The following is a 16,260-nucleotide window of genomic DNA, read 5'->3' as shown; positions in this document are numbered from 1 at the left end:
CCTACCAGCCTCCTACCCAGCCATCGAAGAGGCCTTCGGGGAGGGTCTCTTCGTTGGCGCCGCGGAGAAAGTCAAAGTCGCAGCCGCGATGCGCCTGCTCGATGTGTTGACTGTAAAGATTGCGGTATCCACGCACGTGCCGGGACAGCGGCGGCTGCCACGCCTGGCGCCGACGCTCGAGCTCTTCCGGCTCGACGCAGAGCTGCAGACGACGCTCGGCAACGTCCAGCTCGATGATGTCGCCATCCTGCACCAGGGCGAGCGGACCACCGATGGCCGCCTCGGGGGAAACGTGCAGCACCGCGGCGCCGTAGGCGGTACCGCTCATTCGCGCGTCCGAGATGCGGAGCATATCGCGGACGCCGCGCTCCATCAGGTGGCGCGGCAGGGGCAGCATGCCCCACTCCGGCATCGCCGCGCCCACGGGACCGGCGTTGCGCAGAATGAGCACGCTGTTCTCGTCGATGCCGAGCTCGGGATCGTCAATCCGGTCGGCGATCGTCTGGACGTCCTCGAAAACCACCGCAGGGCCGCGATGACTGAACAGTTTCGGGTCTGCGGCGCAGGTCTTCATCACCGCCCCGTCCGGCGCCAGGTTGCCCTTCACCACGACCAGTGTCCCGCCCGGCTTCACCGGCTTGTCCAGCGGGCGAATGACATCCTCATCGATGACCTCGGCGGTCGCGATGACCTCGCCGATCGTGCGCCCGTCGACCGTCCGCGCGTCCAGGTGCAACAGCGGCTTGAGTGTCTTGAGTAGGGCCGGCACGCCGCCCGCGGTCATCAGCCGTTCGGTCAGATGTTCGCCGGCGGGCTGAACGTTGGCGATCAGCGGCACGCGGCGGGCGATCTCGTCGAAGCGCTCCAGGGTCAACGGCACACCGACGCGGCCGGCGAGCGCCAGCAGGTGGATGATGACGTTGGTCGAACCGCCCACCGCACACAGGAGGGTGATGGCGTTGTCGAAGGCCCGCTCGTCGAGTATCTCATTCGGACGCGGACTGCCTTCGGCGGCCATGCGGACGCTGCGACGCCCCAGTTCGCGGGCGAACCGGGTGCGGCGCCGGTCGACCGCCGGCACCAGGCTGCTGCCCGGCAGGGACAGACCCAGCGCCTCGCAGATGACCGCCATGGACGAGGCGGTCCCCATCTCGGCACAGTGCCCCGCCGTGCCCATGACGCTGCGCTCAAACGCCGCGAAGTCGCCTTCGGAGAGTTCGCCGGCGCGCAGCTCGTCCACCAGGCGCCAGACACCGGTGGCATTCGCCAGATCCCCGCCGGTCGAGGAACGGGGCGTCGCCGGGCCGCTGGCCATAAAGAGACAGGGAACGCCGGCGCTCGCGGCACCCATCAGCAGTGCCGGTTGGGTCTTGTCGCAGCCCCCGAGCAGCACCACCGCATCGAACGGATAGGCGCGGATGGACTCCTCGGCCTCCATCGCGAGTAGGTTTCGAAACGGAAACGAGGTCGGTTTGATGATGTTCTCGCTGATCGACATCAGCGGCGCCTCGAGCGGGATGCCGCCCGCCTCGAGAATCCCGGTCTTCACCTCCTCCGCCAGGTCACGCAGGTTGAGGTTACAGGGATTGATATCGGACCAGGTGTTCAGGATGCCCACGACGGGGCGCTCCATCAGGTCCTCGCGGCTCCATCCGGCGGCCGCCAGGGTCGAACGGTGCACGAAGCCCGGCAGATCATCCTTGCGGAACCAGCGCGCGCTACGCAGCGACCGGCTGTGTTCAATTTTATTTTCGCTCATAAGTTCACCTTGCAGCAAATAAGCTCAAAATAATTATAATCGGACATTGCGGAAATAATCTGCTATTTACGCCAAGCATTCGGCATGAAGGCATGACTTTGGCCATGCAATTGTCAGAGTCTAATGACGGCCGAGATAGCGTGTGATCGATCCGAATATCCGTGCTCATGGGAAAATCGATATGCGAAAATAAACGCCCCCGTAGACTTCGAACATCACGTGCACCGGGATTACGAATACGGGGGCTGGCCCTGGCCCTTACCACCGATTCAGCCGCTTCGCGATCAGGTCGTCGACCACGCTCGGATCGGCCAGCGTCGAGGTGTCGCCGAGGCTGCTGAAATCGTCTTCGGCGATCTTGCGCAGGATGCGGCGCATGATCTTGCCGGAGCGGGTCTTCGGCATGCCCGGGGCGAACTGGATCAGGTCCGGCGAGGCAATCGGGCCGATCTCGCGGCGCACCCAGTGGCGCAGCGCCTTCATCAGCTCGTCGGACTGCTCGAATCCGGCCTGCAGCGTGACATAGACATAGATGCCCTGGCCCTTGACGCTGTGCGGATAGCCCACGACCGCGGCTTCCGCCACCGCCGGGTGCGCCACCAGCGCCGACTCGATCTCGGCGGTGCCCATGCGGTGGCCCGAAACGTTGAGGACATCGTCGACGCGGCCGGTGATCCAGTAGTAGCCCTCCTCGTCGCGACGCGCACCGTCGCCGGTGGTGTAGTAGCCCTTGAAGGTCGAGAAGTAGGTCTGCACGAAGCGCTCGTGGTCGCCCCAGATCGAGCGGCTCTGGCCCGGCCAGGAGTCCTTGATCACCAGATTGCCCTCGACCGCGCCTTCGAGCTCGTTGCCCTGCTTGTCGACCAGCGCCGGCTGCACACCGAAGAACGGCCGCGTCGCCGAGCCCGGCTTGGTGGCGGTCGCGCCCGGCAGCGGCGTGATCATGATGCCGCCGGTCTCGGTCTGCCACCAGGTGTCGACGATCGGGCAGCGGCCCTGGCCGACGACGCGGTGATACCACTCCCAGGCTTCCGGGTTGATCGGCTCACCGACCGAACCGAGCAGGCGCAGGCTGGACAGGTCGGCGTCGCCCAGCACCTCCTCGCCCTGCTGCATCAGCGCGCGGATCGCGGTCGGTGCGGTATAGAACTGGTTGACCCTGTGCTTCTCGATGACGCGGCCGAAGCGGCTGTTGTCCGGATAGCTCGGCACGCCCTCGAACATCAGGGTGGTGGCGCCATTGGCCAGCGGGCCGTAGACGATGTAGCTGTGGCCGGTGACCCAGCCGACGTCGGCGGTACACCAGTAGATATCGCCTTCCCGGTAATCGAAAACGTACTCGTGGGTCATCGACGCATAGACCAGGTAGCCGCCGGTGGTGTGCTCGAGCCCCTTCGGCTTGCCGGTGGAGCCGGAGGTGTAGAGGATGAACAGCGGATCCTCGGCGTTCAGTTCCTCGGCCGGGCACTCGATCGAGGCCTTGACGGTGATCTCGTGGTACCAGAGGTCGCGGTGGTCGTGCCACGCCAGCTCGTCGTCGGTGCGCTTCACCACCACCACCTTCTTGCAATACCTGGCCGCGGCCGGATCGGCCAGCGCCTCGTCGACGTTGGCCTTCAGCGGCACCACCTTGCCGCCGCGCCGCGAGTAGTCGGAGGTGATCACCAGCCTGGAGGCGGCACCTTCGATGCGGTTCGCCAGGGCTTCCGGCGAGAAGCCGCCGAAGACCACCGAGTGCACGGCGCCGAGGCGGGCACAGGCCAGCATCGCCACGGCGGCTTCCGGAATCATCGGCATGTAGAGGGTGACCACGTCGCCCTTCTCGACCCCCTCGGCCTTGAGCGCATTGGCGAGGCGACAGACGCGCTCGTGGAGGTCGCGGTAGCTGATTTTCTCGGACTCGCTGGGGTCGTCGCCCTCCCAGATGATGGCGACCTGGTCGCCGCGTTGTTCCAGGTGGCGGTCGAGGCAGTTGTAGGCGGCGTTGAGGGTGCCGTCTTCGAACCAGCGGATATCGACGTTATGGGGATCGAAGGACGTATGCTTGACCCGGCTGTAAGGGCCGAACCAGTCCAGGCGCTTGCCGTGCTCGCCCCAGAAAGCGTCCGGATCCTTGATCGACTGCTCGTACATCGCCAGATATTTGGCGTTGTCGATGTGCGCCTTGGCGGCGAATTCCGGATCGACAGGGTAACGTTTCATTTCACTCATCAACAACGTCCATCAATTGCTTGTTCCTGTTTCAGCCGCCCGCTACGACGGGAGACTTTCGACCGGCACAGGGCTCACTGACCCGCGGCCTGCATAAAGATTATTATTTGAAAAACTCATAGGGAGTACCGAGCCCCTTATCAAGGGCAGCCTTATACAACATGGCAACTGTCACAGTGTCTTGAATGGCCATGCCAACCGAGTCGAATATTGTTATTTCTTCTGAATTTTCACGACCGACCTTTTCCCCCAACAGAATCTCACCGATTTCCGCATGAATGTCTTCCGGCTTGATGATGCCTTCTTTAACGGGATGCTGTGTATCGCCGTACTTGACGCAAAGCTCGACAGAGTCGTTGACCACCTTGGCCTCTTTGAATATATCGGCGCCAAGCTCCTGCTTGCCCGGCATATCGGAGCCAATGGCAACGATATGCGTACCGGGCTTCAACCACTCCTTTTTGACAACAGGGCCTCTGTGGGCTCGCGTGGTAGTGACGACGACGTCGGCTGCGCGAACCGCTTCCTCCGCAGTTTCGCATTTTCGGATATTGAGACCTGTCTCCTCGGACATTTCCCGAACATACTCATCGAGCGCTTGCGGGGAAGCGTTCCATACGAGAACCTCGGAGAAATCCCTCACCCGGATAATGGCTCTGAGCTGTCTACGCGCCTGATTTCCCGCCCCTATGATACAAAGCGTCCTTGCATCCTCGCGTGCCAGGTTTTTTACCGATATGGCACCCGCGGCGGCGGTACGACAGCCGGTGATCCAGGTTCCATCCATGACGCACCTGAGAGCGCCGGTGCTTGCCTCGAAGAGCATCACGGTGTTCATGCCCGTCGGCAGGCCCAACTCGGGATTTCCTTTGTATCCACCAGCAGAGGACTTGATGGTGATATACCCACCAGCAAGATCAAGGCCGCCCTTGAAATCGATGCACGCATGTGAACCAGGGAGCTCTATGCTCATGAAATCCGGCTGAACGACTTTTCCGCTATTGAAAGATTTGTAGCCATTTTCAACGGCTTCGAGCACCGCGTCCAGATCGATGAGCGATCCTACTTCATCCTTGTTCAACAACAGAGTCTTCATGCTCGCTCCTTTTTACTTGTTAAAAAATACCTGCCACACGTTCGCCCTTGAGGAGCTTGCCGATCATGTCGATGCCCCAGTTCCCGGAGGTAAGGACCACACAGACTTTTTCATCCGGGCGAGTCGTCACGGCACCTGACAGCAAGGCGGCGATTCCGACGCAGGCTGAAGGCTCCGCGACGAGCTTGGCATCCTTTGCCACCACCCTTACCGCCTCCTCGATGGCCTCTTCCGAGACGGTAACGATATCGTCCACATATTTCTCGATGATGGGGTAGGTGTTGTTGCCAGGCCAGTCGCATGCCAGGCCATCGGCTAGGGTCTGCTTCACTGTCGCCCTGGTTCGCTCGCCGTTTTGGCGGCTCAAATAGTAGGGGCAGCAGGCCTCGGCCTGGACGCCAATCACTCTTATAGAAGGATTGGTCTCTTTGATGGCGGTGGAAATCCCTGAAATAAGCCCACCCCCACCGATCGGAACAAGAACGGTTTCCACATCCGCCAGATCCTCCATGATCTCCAGGGCAATCGTGCCCTGGCCGGCCATGACGTCGAAGTCTTCATAGTTGTGCACTATGGTGTAGCCATGCTCCTCGACCTCTGCATGAACCTTTTTCCAGCGCTCTGCATAGGCACGGTCCCACAAGATGACATCCGCCCCCATCGACCGGGCATTCTCGACCTTGAGTGTGGGGGTGTCTTCCGGAACGATGACGGTCGCATGAATGCCGAGCACTTTTCCTGCATAGGCACATGCCTGAGCATGGTTGCCCGATGAACTGGTGATGATTCCCTTGTCCCGTTCCTCCTGCGACAAAGACAAGATCTTGCTTAATGCCCCTCGGATCTTGAAAGCGCCGGTCACCTGAAGCATCTCGGGCTTGACATACACTTGGCAACCCAAAGCGCTGTCCATCTTGCTTTCCCTGAGCAGTGGCGTGCGGCAAATATAAGGCCGGATACGCACTGCCGCTTGTTTTACGTCCTCAAGCGTTACCGTCGTTTTTTCCACAACCATCCCCTTGAAATAGCGCAGGATTCATTGACCTGCGGATTGAATACAGCGTGTTCTGTACTGACGCGGTGTCATTCCGCAAAGGCGCTTGAAATGCCTCGCTAGGTGGCTCTGGTCGAAGAAGCCGATCTCGCTGGCGATCTCCGTCGGCCGCTGCCCCTGCTCCATCATCGTCTGCGCTTGCCGGACCCGCACCTGACAGACATAGCGATAGGGGGAGATGCCGAATCGCTGACGGAACCGCTTGGACAGACTGAAACGGGTCATGCCGACCAGCTCCGCCAGATCGTCGAGATTGATCGGCTCGCAGAAGTTCTCATCGATGTACTGCTTGGCCGTTGCGATCGTCTGCGCCGTTTCGTCATCGTTCCGCTTCCTGTCAGGGGCAGGATCGCAATCTTGCCGTGCGGGAGGACTGACGCTTGTCTCGTTCATCTTCGACACTCCCAACCAAAGTCACCAAAGAACTGACTCGATCGACATGACAGGTCCCGCCATCAGCCGCTGACTGCCATTGCCGGCACCAGCTCGTCGAAGTGACGCAGTTCGCTATCGCTGTGGTGGCAGAGTATTTCGTTGCCTTTGTCGAGCCGCACCCGCGGAGGCGATACCTTGTTGCACTTGCCATCGATCCTGACCGGACAGCGCGCCAGGAACGGACAGAGTTGCGCCGACGTCGTCGACGCAACGATCTGCGGCAGCGCGCCCCGCCCCGCCCGCGTCTCCTCGAGCCAGCCCTGATACATCTCCGGCACCGAGTCGATCAACAGGTGGGTATACGGGTGGTACGGCGGCGCCTGGAATGTCGAGCGATTGCCCTGCTCCACCTTGGCGCCGGAATACATCACCACCACCTCGTCGCAGATCGCCCGTACCGTGCTGATATCGTGGCTGATGAACAGGTAGGAAACGTTCAGTTCCCGCCTCAGATCCGCCATCAATTCGAGTATCGCGGCACCCACCACCGTATCCAGGGCCGAGGTCACCTCGTCGCAGAGGATCAGGTCCGGCTCGGCCGCCAGCGCCCGCGCCAGGTTGATACGCTGCTTCTGACCGCCGGAAAGCTCACTTGGGCGACGCTTCGCCAGGCTCGCCGGCAGCTGCACCAGCTCCAGCAGCTCGGCCACCCGGCGACGGCGCTGCGCGCTGCGCATGCCGTGGTAGAAGCGCAGGGGGCGCGCCAGGATCTCTTCGATGCTGTGCTGCGGATTCAGCGCCGTGTCGGCATTCTGGAACACGTACTGCACGCGCCGGAACTGCTCGCGGGTTCGTCCGGCGAGCGTCCCGCTGAGCCGCTGGCCATCCAGCAGGACCTGCCCGGCCGAGGGTGCCACCAGGCCGGCAATGGCCCGCGCAACGGTGGTCTTGCCCGACCCGGATTCACCGATGATCCCGACCGTTGCTCCGCGGCGGACCTGGAGGTCGATATCCTGCACAACCCGCTTGCTGCCATAGCAAATCTCGAGACCCCGTACGTCGAGCAGCAGGTCCTCTTCTACGCGCCCCCCCTTCTGGCCTGTCGCGTCCTGGCGCGCCGCCGGCTTCATCGCCGCCAGCAGGCTGCGGGTGTAGGGGTGCGCCGGCTCCTCCAGGATCTGCTCGGTGCGGCTGTTCTCCTGGATCTCTCCGTTGCGCAGCACCACGATGCGATCGGCCATCTGCGCTACCACCGCCAGGTCGTGCGAAACGTATACCGCCGTCGTATCGAGGTCGCGCACCACCTTCTTGAAGGCTCGCAGCACCTCGATCTGGGTGGTGACATCGAGCGCCGTGGTCGGCTCGTCGAGGATGACCAGCGCCGGCTCGGTGATCAGCGCCATCGCCGCCATCAGCCGCTGCAGCTGCCCGCCCGACACCTGGTGCGGATAGCGTGCGCCGATATGTTCGGGGTCCGGCAGTGCCAGCGCCCGGAACAGCTCGACCGCCTTGGCCTGCGCCGCTCGCCGCGACATCACGCCATGGATCAGCGCACTCTCGATCACCTGCTGCATAATGGTCTTGGCGGGATTGAACGCCGCCGCCGCGCTCTGAGCGATATAGGCCACGGTGCGTCCACGCAGCTTCGCCAGCTCGGAATCCGGCTGTTCGAGCACCTCGACATCGCCGATGCGCACCGATCCCCCGACGATACGACAGCCGGCACGGGCATAGCCCATCAGCGCCAGCGCGATGGTGGTCTTGCCGGAACCGGACTCGCCGATCAACGCCAGCACCTCGCCCTTGTTCAGACTGAAATCGGCACCGTGCACGATCGGGACATCGACGCCGGCCTCGTTACGTGCCGCTACGCGCAGGCCGCTTACCTTGACGATTTCGTTCATCTCAGTTCTCCATCTCGCGCTTGGCCCGTCCACCGAAGCTGTCGATGATCAGGTTGACCCCTATGGTCAGCGTGGCGATGGCAACCGCCGGCGCCAATACCGCCGGAGCGCCCTCCCCTAGGCCCTGGATGTTTTCCCGTACCAGAGAGCCCCAGTCGGCGTCCGGTGGCTGCACGCCCAGGCCGAGAAAGCTCATCGCGCTCAACAGCAGCACGACGTAGACGAAACGCAGGCCGAAGTCGGTCAGCACCGGACGGAGCATGTTCGGTAACACCTCGATGAACATGATGTACGGCATGGCTTCCCCCCTCGCTCGCGCGACCTGGACGAAGTCCATCGTCATGACGTTAACCGCGACCGCACGCGCGATACGGTAGGAGCCGGGCATATAGGCGAAGGCGGCCATGACCAGCAGCAGGGGCACGGAAGAACCGAAAGAGGCCACCATGATCAGGGCGAAGATCTTGTTGGGAATCGCAATCAAGGCGTCCTGAGTGCGACTGATGGCAGCATCGAGCCAGCCGCCGGAGGCGGCCGCCACCAGGCCCAGCACCACACCGAACAGGCAGGCGAGCACCGTTGCCGCCATTGCCACGCCGAGCGTGTAGGGCGCACCGTGCAACAGCCGGCTGAGGATGTCCCGGCCCAGGAAGTCCGTCCCAAGCGGGAATTGCAGGCTGAGTGGGCCGAATACATCGTCGGCGACCAGGGCGTTGGCACCATGGGGCGCCAACCAGGGACCGACCAAGGCCATCAGCAGCCAGAACCCGACTACCAATAACCCCAGGGCACCGCTGACCGGCCGCTTGGGGCGGCGGCGCGCGACGCTTGGCGGCTTTTCGTCGAACACCGCATCGACCACGGCGTCAGCCCGTGCTCCCGGTGTACTCAATTTCGGTGAGTCCGTCGGAATTGTGTTCGGGTTCATGTGCGCAGCCTCGGGTTGGATACGATTGCAATGATGTCGGCAACCAGCACCAACACCAGAAAGCCCAGCGAGAACAACATGACGCACGCCTGAACCAGCGGCATGTCGCGAGTCACCACGGCGTTTACCATCAGCGTCGCGATGCCCGGATAGTTGAAGATCGACTCGACGATGACCACGCCGCCGAGCAGATAGGACAGGCTCAACGCCACGGCATTGGCAATCGGGCCGATCGCATTCGGCAGCGCATGCCGGAGCACCACCCGTACCGGTCGCGCGCCCTTGAGAACTGCCATTTCCACGTAGGGAGCGCTGAGCTGATCGATCACCGCCGCTCGCGTCATGCGCGCCATCTGAGCGACCAGCACGCAGCACAGGGTCAATACCGGCATGGCATAGACACTGAGCAGCTCCAGGAAAGAGTCGACTTCAACGGAGCGCGACAGCGCCGACAGCCAACCCAACTTGACCGCGAAGATCAGCACCGCGATGGTGGCAATCAGAAACTCGGGTACCGACACTAGGAACACCGCCAGCATGTTGGTATAGCGGTCGAAGATCGATCCGCGATACATCGCCGAGACGATGCCGATTGTAAGCGCCAGCGGCACGGCAATCAGGGCGGTCGCCGCTGCCAGTTTGAGGGAGTTGGGCAGTCGGCTCGCGATCAGGTCGTCGACCGCCATGCCGTTGACCAGCGAAACGCCGGGATTGCCCGTAACCAGGCCACCCAGCCAGCTTAGGTAACGCAGGTACACGGGTTGGTCCAGACCCAACTGTGCACGCAGGGCCGCCACCGCCTCAGGCGTCGCCTCCTGGCCGAGCTGCTCCTGTGCCGCATCCCCCGGCAACAGACCGGTGAGAATAAAGACCACCAGCGAGACGATAAGCAGCGTGAGCACTCCGATGCCCAGCCGGCCAATTATTAGCCGTGCGACTATATTGTTCATGGTTCACCTATTCTTAATGGCGTCAGGTGCGTCTAAACGCAGCCGACGCCATCATTATCGAGCTATGGTTGTCGTAAACGCTCAGGCTTCCAGCCAGACGTGTTCAGCGAACATGTAGCCCATCAGGCCGCCCAGCGGGTGAGGGGAGAGCCCCCTCAGCTTGGCGCTGTGGCCGTCGATACTGCTGTTGAACTGCGGAATGCCGATACCGCAGTGTTCATGTATCAACACCTGCATGTCGGCATACATCTGCTTGCGCTTGGCGTCGTCGGTCTCGCCGCGCGCGGCAACCAGCAACTGGTCGAACTGTTCGTTCTGCCAGCCCGATTCGTTGTTGCTAGCATCGGACTTGTAGAACAGGCTGAACAGCAGGTCGGCGGTCGGGCGCGCACCAATGTTGCCGAAGCCCAGTGGGTGCTTCATCCAGTGATTGGACCAGTAGCCGTCCGCCGGCATCCGCTTCAGTTCGAGCCTGAGCCCGATCTCCTGCGCCGAGAGCTGCAGCAACTGGGCCATATCCACCGAGCCGGTGGCGGCTTCGGAGGCCACGAGGGGAATCGGACTTCCGCCCATGCCGGATCGCTCCAGGTGGTACTTCGCTTTGTCCGGGTCGAACTCACGCTGTGGCAGACCATCGAAGTAGTACCGGTGGCTGGGCGCAATCGGCTGATCGTTGGCGAGGACGCCGAAGCCACGGAAGGCGACCCGATGGATCTGCTCGCGATCGAGCAGGTGCTTCATCGCCAGCACGAAGTCCGGGTTCTGGACCGGACCCAGGGCGTCACGCATCACCAGGTTGGTGTAGCCACCGGTCGGGGACTCCATCACCGAGGCGTTGGCACTGTCCAGGATGCGCGGGATGGAGCGCGGATTGACCGGGTTGATGAGATCGACGTCGCCGGCGAGCAGGGCATTGATGCGCGCGGCCTCGTCCGGAATCGCGAAGAACTCGATCTCGTCGAGATACGGCTGGCCCGACTTCCAGTAGCTGTCGTTGCGCACCCCGATCGAGCGCACGCCCGGCTGGAATTCCGCACATTCGAAGGGCCCGGTACCGTTGGCGAGGCTGAAGTCGGTGGTGCCATCGCGCACGATCAGGAAGTGGGAGGTGGCGAGGATCGACGGCAGATCGGCGTTGGGACTGGAGAGCCGGATCTGCACCTCATGCGGCCCGGCGGCGCTGACTTCCTCGAGCTGCTGGGCGACGCTGAGCGCCTTGGAGGCGGTTTGCGGGTCCTTGTGGCGATTCAGCGAGTAGACCACATCGGCCGCGGTGAACGGCTGGCCATCGTGGAAGACGACGTCCTGGCGCAGCTTGATGACCCAGGACTGGGCATCGTCGGTGTCGAACGACTCCGCCAGCGACATCTGCGGCACCAGCGTGTCGTCCAGCGTCGTCAGGCCGCTGTAGAACATGAAATGACGGCAATAGTCGGTGTAGTTCCCCCCCTTGGCCGGATCCAGCGTATCGGCGGTCGAGCTGGTCGCGCTCGCCACCTTGATGCGTCCGCCGCGCTGGGGCGTCTGGGCGAAGGCGGACGACGCACCGGTCATCAAGCCACCGGCAGTGGCGGCCAGTACGGTACCGGCGGCCATTCCCCGCAGCACATCGCGCCGCGAGATGCCATGACCGGCTGTTCGCATCAGCTCTGACACGATCCGCTGGTCATGATTAGGGAAGTTCCTGTTCTTCATGTTATGCCTCCGTCTATCCGATTATCATTGCTTGTCTGTTGTTATATCGGCGCGCCGTTTTCCAAGGGCCCACCTCAGGCAATCCAGGGGTTTGCTGTCCTCTCTCGTGACGCGCTTTATCTATGCCGATACTCTTTTCCCTGACCGTAGTAACGATGTGAACGACCCGACTCACATGCCCCATGGGATGTGGACAACCCGTTGAAACAATTACAGCACCAATGAGCAACGCTTTTGGTTCGTTTTGCCCACGCTCGCACCTACAATCAGTGGCATTGCCCGCACCATACGGCAGAAGCTGCCGTATGCCCGAAGAGACTCCGGCGAGCCGGTCGCCACACCCGGCCTCGCTGCCCGGGCCCATGATCAAGAAGAAGATGAACCGCAGCTCGACCAGCGGCACGGCCTCACGCAGGAGTTCGCAGCGATAAATTGGCTTGAGCGGAATATTGTGCTGCCAAGGTAGGGCGGTGCGGCACTATATTGCGTTGGTGTCACACCTCGGAGCCATTGATGGCGAATGCCCTTTGCTGAACCATGCCGCCCCCCAGGCGGCAAGAACGTCCTAGCAATGACGCCTTCCCGCTGCCACACTGACAAGTCGCAACACGAGAGCCTTTACGGAGAGCCAAGTGTCCACCGCGACGTCAAAGCGCCTGCATACCTATGAGCTGACGCTGAGAGAGCTTCAGGACGACGATATCGGCAAACTGCACCAGCTGTCGGTGGGTGTCGGCTGGCCGCACCGACCCGACGACTGGCGTATGCTGCTCAAGCTCGGCAAGGGGTTTGCCGGCTGCGACAAGATCGGCCGAATCGTCGGCTCGGCGATGTGGTTTCCGATGGGCAACGACTTCGCCACCATCGGCATGGTCATCACCTCGCCACAGCTCCAGGCGCAGGGTGGCGGCGGCTGGCTGATGGATCACGTGATGCAGCAGTGCCGTGGCCGTCGCCTTCAGATAATCGCCCCTCGGGTCGCCTATCGCCTCGCTGACGCCCTTGGCTTCAAGCCGGAAGCCATCGTGCACCAACACCAGGGCACGGCAATCGACCCCGATGAGCCTCCGGTGCCAGCCGATACCCGGGTTCGCCCACTGAAGGCGGCAGACCTCGCGGAGATCGCCCGACTCGATCAGGCCGCCTTCGGCGCCGACAGAACGGCCATCCTGACAGAACTGGTCAAGCGCTGCGAAGGCACCGTGCTCGAGCGGAAAGGGCGTATCGCCGGCTTTGCCCTGTGCCACAGGTTCGGCCGAGGCCATGTCGTAGGACCGGTTGTCGCGAAGGATACCGTCGACGCCATCGCGCTGACCGCCCCCCATGTGGCGAAGCATGCAGGCAGGTTTCTCCGAGTCGATACCACCCAGTCCGAGGGCGGCTTCACCGAATTCCTCAGGCGTTGCGGAATGCCGGAGTATGACAGGGTGACCGCCATGTCCCTGCCCGCCGTGGTGCCGGCCGATACCGAGGTCTGCACTTTCGCGCTCGTGAACCAATCCCTAGGCTAGGCGGCCCCCTATGATGCCCTAATTCGGGAATCGCTGCGCATAATAACGGCGGATCGCACGCGCTCACCCCCACCCTCTCGGCTGACTCAGTTGCGCATGACTACCATCAATATCATGTCAAAAACACGGGCCACAGCGGCACCATCGTTCGCTCCTGCCACCTACTCCGGACATTACTACCGAATTCGTCTCTCACCATAATTACGCCTCCATAACGGCAAGAACGTCCTAGTATTGCCCTACGCCAGGCGCCAGAGTTACAAGAATCTGTGGAGGAACAACTTATGACAGTCCAGAACCTTGATACTGACATTACCTGTCGACGCATGCTGGAGAGCGATCTGCCAGCCGCTCATCAACTCTCGCAAGCGGTTCGTTGGCCACATCGACTCGAAGACTGGCAGTTCGTACATCGCCTCGGCGACGGTTTTGTCGCCGAGCGCAATGGCGAGGTCATCGGCACTGCCATGTGCTGGAGCCATGGCAGCGATTATGCGTCGCTCGGCATGATCATCGTTTCGCCCGAGGCCCAGGGCAAAGGCATCGGGCGCGGATTGATGGAGTCGATACTCGACCTGATCGGTGAACGCAATACGCTGCTGTTCGCCACCCCCGCAGGCCAACCCCTTTACGAGCGACTCGGCTTCAAGGCCATCGGCACGGTCCACCAGCACCAGGGCACCGTCGTTCAGCCCGAAATCGTTGCGCCACCGTCTGGAGAACGTATACGGCCGGTGGGCATGAACGATCGCGCCAAGCTGATCGAACTGGCGGCAGGCGGCACCGGTATGCCCCGCGCGATGGTCCTGAACGCACTGCTTCAGGTCGCCGAAGGCGTTGTCATCGACAGCTCCGGAGAGCTCACCGGTTTCGCGCTGATGCGCCGTTTCGGACACGGTTACGTGATCGGGCCGGTGGTTGCGCCCGATCCCGAACGAGCCAAGGCCATGATCAGTTATTTGCTCGAAGCCCGCGCCGACTCCTTCGTGCGAATCGATGTTCACGACTCTGGCCAATTGAGCCCCTGGTTGCAGGAACTCGGTCTTCTGCAGGTCGATTCCGTCGTTGGCATGGTCAGGGGCGAAGCACCGGTGCCTGCCTTTGGCCTGCAGCAGTTCGCCATCATCAACCAGGCGCTGGGCTAATTTGAATGGCGGCATAATCTGCCAGCCAAGTGAGCTTATCGAAGTTTTCTACTGCCGGGGCGCTGAGTTTCGGCAAATCTTCATAAATAAAAATAGCCATACTCATTAAGACGTCAGAACTGCGATACCGGAAGGAGGCAATCGGCCTCCTTCACCACAGAGGTGGGGTCATCGTTTTTACATCGGGACAGTACATCAAACCGATAGTTACACCGCCTGCCCAGGCGAATGCAGCCGATGCTACGCCCCGACCTGCAATCTGCATACATCAAGAGAAGAGAGTCACATGCACGAGCCCAGCGTCGCCGAAAAGAACACGACCTACTGGTGGGAAACGGCGCCCGTCAAGCCGCTGCCGCAGCAGCCGCTGGCCAAGAAGCTCGACGTGGTGATCGTGGGCGCGGGCTACGCCGGGCTTTCGGCGGGACTTGCACTGACGCGTGCTGGACGGTCGGTTGCCGCATTCGATGGAATGAGTCCGGGCGAGGGAGCCTCATCGCGCAACGGCGGGATCACCAGTGGCAGCATTCGACCGGACTACGCCACGCTCAGCCGCCGCTTCGGCGAGCAGAAGGCGATGGCGATCGAGGCCGAGGGCAAGATCGCCCGCGACTTCCTCTATGATTTCATCGAGACCGAAAGGCTCGACTGTGACTTCCAACTCACCGGCCTGTTCAAAGGCGCCATCGGCTATGAACAGTACGATACGATGGCACGGGGTGCCGAGGCACTGGCGAAGAGACTGGGGATCGAGTCTTACGCCGTTCCGCATGCCGAGCAGCGCAACTATATCGGCACCGACTTCTACCGCGGCGGCACGGTCAGGAGGGACATCGGAGGGCTGAACCCGGCCAAGTTCCACGCCGAACTCCTGCGCGTGGCATTGGCTTCGGGACTGACGGTCCATTCGAACACCCCCGTGACTTCGATAGAGCGGGACGGCCCCGGATTCCGCGTCGTGACCTCGGCGGGGACGGTTCAGGCACGGCAGGTTCTGGTCTGCACCAACGGCTACACGGACGGTGCCAGCCCCTACCTGCGCCGCCGCATGGTACCGGTTCGCAGCCGGATCATTGCCACCGAGGAACTCGCGCCCGACGTAATGGCGCGCTTGATGCCGAAATTGATGATGATGGGCGAGGGTCTCCAGTTGGGTTTCTATTACCGGCCCTCACCCGACGGCAGGCGTATCCTGCTGGGAGGCCGCGACAGCTCCCGCGTAGGCGACCCGGTGGCACCGACGCTCCGCCTTCGCAAGGGCCTGGTGAAACGCTTTCCCGAACTCGAGAATGTTCGCCTTTCGCACAGTTGGTTCGGCAACGTGGCGATGAACCGCGACATGCTCCCCCGTATCTTCGAGAAGAACGGCGTGCTCTACGCTACCGGCTTCTGCGGTTCTGGCGTGGTCTGGGCACCATGGATCGGGATGCGTGCGGCACACAGGCTGATGGGAGAGAGTACGCACGCTCGCTCGGCCTTCGACTTCCGGCCGCCTGCCTTCATTCCGCTCTATCGTGGCAATCCGTGGTTCATGCCGGCCATCATCCAGGGCTATGGGCTGCAGGACCGCATCGCGATGTGGCGTGCCAGCCGCTAAGAGGGCAACACACCCCACCTGGGCCCCTACCGGAA

Annotated in this window: 12 protein-coding genes; 3 read left to right on the top strand and 9 right to left on the bottom strand. The window is 62.3% G+C overall.

All coding sequences use genetic code 11. The annotated features are described in order from the left end of the window. Position 1: 1 nt before the first annotated feature. The 9 genes from C1H66_RS21900 to C1H66_RS21860 form a co-directional block, all read right to left on the bottom strand. Positions 2 to 1,759, bottom strand: coding sequence for a dihydroxy-acid dehydratase (locus C1H66_RS21900; RefSeq protein WP_102629984.1), 1,758 nt, complete (start codon positions 1,757 to 1,759; stop codon positions 2 to 4). Between the two features lie 258 nt (positions 1,760 to 2,017). Beyond that, entirely contained in the window at positions 2,018 to 3,970 is a 1,953-nt protein-coding gene (gene acs, locus C1H66_RS21895) for an acetate--CoA ligase (RefSeq protein ID WP_102629983.1), read from the bottom strand. 103 nt (positions 3,971 to 4,073) lie between these two features. After that, positions 4,074 to 5,066 carry an ornithine cyclodeaminase family protein gene (locus C1H66_RS21890; protein WP_102629982.1) on the bottom strand — a complete coding sequence of 331 codons (993 nt, stop codon included), beginning with the start codon at positions 5,064 to 5,066 and terminating at the stop codon, positions 4,074 to 4,076. Between the two features lie 19 nt (positions 5,067 to 5,085). Then, positions 5,086 to 6,075, bottom strand: coding sequence for a threonine/serine dehydratase family protein (locus C1H66_RS21885; protein WP_102630017.1), 990 nt, complete (start codon positions 6,073 to 6,075; stop codon positions 5,086 to 5,088). A 27-nt stretch (positions 6,076 to 6,102) separates the two neighbouring features. After that, positions 6,103 to 6,513 carry a helix-turn-helix domain-containing protein gene (locus C1H66_RS21880; protein WP_102629981.1) on the bottom strand — a complete coding sequence of 137 codons (411 nt, stop codon included), beginning with the start codon at positions 6,511 to 6,513 and terminating at the stop codon, positions 6,103 to 6,105. A gap of 62 nt (positions 6,514 to 6,575) precedes the next feature. After that, complete coding sequence (locus tag C1H66_RS21875; RefSeq protein ID WP_102629980.1) at positions 6,576 to 8,399, bottom strand: ABC transporter ATP-binding protein; 1,824 nt, start codon at positions 8,397 to 8,399, stop codon at positions 6,576 to 6,578. A gap of 1 nt (position 8,400) precedes the next feature. Beyond that, positions 8,401 to 9,327 (bottom strand): ABC transporter permease, encoded by a 927-nt coding sequence (locus C1H66_RS21870; protein WP_240618429.1) that lies wholly within the window; start codon positions 9,325 to 9,327, stop codon positions 8,401 to 8,403. After that, positions 9,324 to 10,277, bottom strand: coding sequence for an ABC transporter permease (locus C1H66_RS21865; protein WP_102629979.1), 954 nt, complete (start codon positions 10,275 to 10,277; stop codon positions 9,324 to 9,326). The genes C1H66_RS21870 and C1H66_RS21865 overlap by 4 nt, the downstream gene beginning before the upstream one ends. 81 nt (positions 10,278 to 10,358) lie before the next feature. Further along, positions 10,359 to 11,972, bottom strand: coding sequence for an ABC transporter substrate-binding protein (locus C1H66_RS21860; RefSeq protein WP_102629978.1), 1,614 nt, complete (start codon positions 11,970 to 11,972; stop codon positions 10,359 to 10,361). 632 nt (positions 11,973 to 12,604) lie between these two features. Here C1H66_RS21860 and C1H66_RS21855 point away from each other — a divergent pair. The 3 genes from C1H66_RS21855 to C1H66_RS21845 all read left to right on the top strand — a co-directional run bounded on the left by C1H66_RS21855 (position 12,605) and on the right by C1H66_RS21845 (position 16,225). Then, on the top strand, positions 12,605 to 13,483 hold the full coding sequence (locus C1H66_RS21855) for a GNAT family N-acetyltransferase (RefSeq protein WP_110286138.1): 879 nt from the start codon (positions 12,605 to 12,607) through the stop codon (positions 13,481 to 13,483). A gap of 284 nt (positions 13,484 to 13,767) precedes the next feature. Further along, positions 13,768 to 14,628, top strand: coding sequence for a GNAT family N-acetyltransferase (locus C1H66_RS21850; RefSeq protein WP_102629976.1), 861 nt, complete (start codon positions 13,768 to 13,770; stop codon positions 14,626 to 14,628). A 286-nt stretch (positions 14,629 to 14,914) separates the two neighbouring features. Next, positions 14,915 to 16,225 carry an NAD(P)/FAD-dependent oxidoreductase gene (locus C1H66_RS21845; protein WP_102629975.1) on the top strand — a complete coding sequence of 437 codons (1,311 nt, stop codon included), beginning with the start codon at positions 14,915 to 14,917 and terminating at the stop codon, positions 16,223 to 16,225. The last annotated feature ends 35 nt before the right edge of the window (positions 16,226 to 16,260 follow it).

The sequence above is a fragment of the Halomonas heilongjiangensis genome, from assembly GCF_002879645.1.
Taxonomy (GTDB): domain Bacteria; phylum Pseudomonadota; class Gammaproteobacteria; order Pseudomonadales; family Halomonadaceae; genus Halomonas; species Halomonas heilongjiangensis.
This window is presented reverse-complemented; position numbering and strand designations above follow the sequence as displayed.

Bases quoted from the DNA above. Each gene is read 5' to 3' on its own strand.
- C1H66_RS21900 (WP_102629984.1), bottom strand. From the start codon at position 1,759: ATGAGCGAAAATAAAATTGAACACAGCCGGTCGCTGCGTAGCGCGCGC.
- acs (WP_102629983.1), bottom strand. From the start codon at position 3,970: ATGAGTGAAATGAAACGTTACCCTGTCGATCCGGAATTCGCCGCCAAG.
- C1H66_RS21890 (WP_102629982.1), bottom strand. From the start codon at position 5,066: ATGAAGACTCTGTTGTTGAACAAGGATGAAGTAGGATCGCTCATCGAT.
- C1H66_RS21880 (WP_102629981.1), bottom strand. From the start codon at position 6,513: ATGAACGAGACAAGCGTCAGTCCTCCCGCACGGCAAGATTGCGATCCT.
- C1H66_RS21875 (WP_102629980.1), bottom strand. From the start codon at position 8,399: ATGAACGAAATCGTCAAGGTAAGCGGCCTGCGCGTAGCGGCACGTAAC.
- C1H66_RS21870 (WP_240618429.1), bottom strand. From the start codon at position 9,327: ATGAACCCGAACACAATTCCGACGGACTCACCGAAATTGAGTACACCG.
- C1H66_RS21865 (WP_102629979.1), bottom strand. From the start codon at position 10,277: ATGAACAATATAGTCGCACGGCTAATAATTGGCCGGCTGGGCATCGGA.
- C1H66_RS21860 (WP_102629978.1), bottom strand. From the start codon at position 11,972: ATGAAGAACAGGAACTTCCCTAATCATGACCAGCGGATCGTGTCAGAG.
- C1H66_RS21850 (WP_102629976.1), top strand. From the start codon at position 13,768: ATGACAGTCCAGAACCTTGATACTGACATTACCTGTCGACGCATGCTG.
- C1H66_RS21845 (WP_102629975.1), top strand. From the start codon at position 14,915: ATGCACGAGCCCAGCGTCGCCGAAAAGAACACGACCTACTGGTGGGAA.